Here is a 2110-nt window from a genome sequence, read left to right as displayed (position 1 = left end):
CGCTCGCCCGGCCCGCGCCGTACAGGGCTCGCATATGGGCCGCACGCAGCCGCTCCCGGAGCGGGTGGCGGCGGATCAGGTCGCCGAGCTCCCCGGCGAGAAGACCGTGCTCGCCCAGCTCCAGGCGGGCCTCGGCCTGTTCCTCCAGGGCCAGCAGGCGCTGCTCCTCCAAGCGCGTGACAGCCGGGCGCGCGAACTCCTCGTCGACGAAGTCGGCGAAGGCGGGGCCTCGCCACAACGCCAGCGCCTCGGTGAGCAGCTCGGCGCGCTCACGGGCGTCCGTGGCGGTACGGGCCCGGGTGGTGAGTGCGGTGAACCGACCTGCGTCCATGGCGTCGTCCGCCACGTCGAGGACGTAGCCGAGGGCCCGGTGCGCCAGCACGCCCTGGCCCCCGGCACGGCCAAGCACCCGCCGCAGCCGCGACACCAAGGTCTGCAGGGCACCCGTGGGATTCGCCGGCGGCGCCTCTCCCCACAGTTCGTCCACGAGCCGATCAGCGGAGACCACCTGCCCCGGAGCCGTCAGCAGCGCAGCGAGCAGTGAGCGCACCTTCGACTCCGGCACCGCCACGACTTCACCGTCCGCCGACCAGACGGTCAGAGGACCCAACACCCCGAAACGCATGAACTCACCGTACGGCCACGCGGTCGTCCGCCGGCGTGTCAGCGCACCGCAAGCAGACCGACAGAAAACCGCGACCCCAGGCCCGCACTCTCTGTGGTGCACCGGTCGGAGCCGGCGCACCACACACCTTTAGGAGTCAATGATGAACAAGTTCGCAGGCAAGAAGGCCGTCGTCACAGGCGGCACCCACGGAATGGGCCGCGCTATCGTCGAAGCGCTCTTGCACGGCGGGGCCGAGGTCGTCCTCACGGGCCGCAATGAGACGACCATCGAGGATGCGCGTACCGCGCTGAAGCCGCACTCCGCGCACGTTGTACGCTCCGACGCGGGGAGCATGGCCGACATCCGAGCCCTCGCCGACACCGTGCGGGACAGGCTCGGCCGGATCGACTACCTGTTCGTCAACCACGGCATCGCCGAGGTTCAGACGCTTGAGGAGGTCACCGAGGACTCCTGGGACCGGCACTTCGCCGTGAACGCCAAGGGCGCCTTCTTCACGGTGCAGAGCCTGTCGCCGCTGATCAACGAGGGCGGGGCGATCGTCTTCACCACCGTAGCCAACGATCTGATCTTCCCCGGCCTGAGCGCCTACTCCGGCTCCAAAGAGGCGGTACGAGCGATCTCCCACGTCCTCGCGGCCGAGTTCCTGCCTCGCAAGATCCGCGTCAACGCCGTAGCCCCCGGCTACATCAAGACCCCGACCATGGGTGTCGCGGGGCTGACCGAGAAAGAACGCCGCGAGTTCGAACAGCAGGGCAGCGAGACCACCCCGCTCAAGCGCAACGGCACCGTCGAGGAGGTCGCCGCGGCCGCGCTCTTCCTGGCCGCCGACGCGACCTTCACCACCAACGTCGAGTTCCCTGTCGACGGAGGGTTCGCCCAGGGCCTCAGCAGCGCGCACTGAGGCAGGCCCCGCTTCCACCGCTGCCCCGCCCATGAACGAAGAACCGAAAGGTCAGATCCATGACGTCGAGTAGTGCCGTCGGCAGCGAGGCATCAGGGCGTGAGCTCGCGGTCCATGCGGGGTTCGCCCAGGGCATCACGACGGGAGACCAGTGATGTGGGACGACGCCGCTGACAGCCCCGACCGCTCGGTCGCCGAGCATGTCCACCGCTATCTGGCCACGGACGGCCGTGACGGTTACCTGGAAGGAGGGATGACCAACCTCGTCCTCACCGTCAAGGGCAGAAAGTCGGGCCGGTGGCTGCGCACGGGGCTGTTCTTCGGGGAAGACGACGGCCGCTACATCCTGGTCGCGTCCGGCTCGGCCGTCACGCAGACGCATCCCGCGTGGTACCTCAACATCGTGGCCAACCCGGAGGTCGGCGTGCAGATCCTCGGCGAGCGCTTCAAAGCCCGCGCGCGTACCGCCGAAGGGCCGGAACGGGAGCGGCTCTGGCGCATGATGACCGAGCTCGCGCCGGTCTACCACACCTACGAGGCCAGGAGCCGCAGGCAGATCCCCGTGGTCGTCCTAGAGCACA

Annotated in this window: 3 protein-coding genes; 2 read left to right on the top strand and 1 reads right to left on the bottom strand. The window is 69.1% G+C overall.

Annotated features, from left to right (window positions below):
- Nucleotides 1-625: AfsR/SARP family transcriptional regulator (locus GUY59_RS46805; protein WP_138208820.1), on the bottom strand; the 625-nt coding region annotated here is incomplete at its 3' end.
- A 142-nt stretch (nucleotides 626-767) separates the two neighbouring features.
- Here GUY59_RS46805 and GUY59_RS46800 point away from each other — a divergent pair.
- The gene (locus GUY59_RS46800) at nucleotides 768-1529 is read left to right on the top strand and encodes an SDR family oxidoreductase (RefSeq protein ID WP_138208821.1); all 762 of its coding nucleotides are present in this window, start codon (nucleotides 768-770) and stop codon (nucleotides 1527-1529) included.
- Nucleotides 1530-1683: 154 nt separating this feature from the next.
- On the top strand, nucleotides 1684-2110 hold a 427-nt coding region (locus tag GUY59_RS46795), incomplete at its 3' end, for a nitroreductase family deazaflavin-dependent oxidoreductase (protein WP_138208822.1).

Source organism: Nonomuraea sp. K271 (genome assembly GCF_009908215.1).
Taxonomy (GTDB): Bacteria; Actinomycetota; Actinomycetes; order Streptosporangiales; family Streptosporangiaceae; genus Nonomuraea; species Nonomuraea longispora.
The sequence above is the reverse complement of the archived record's forward strand: the minus strand, read 5'-3'. Positions and strand labels throughout refer to the sequence as shown.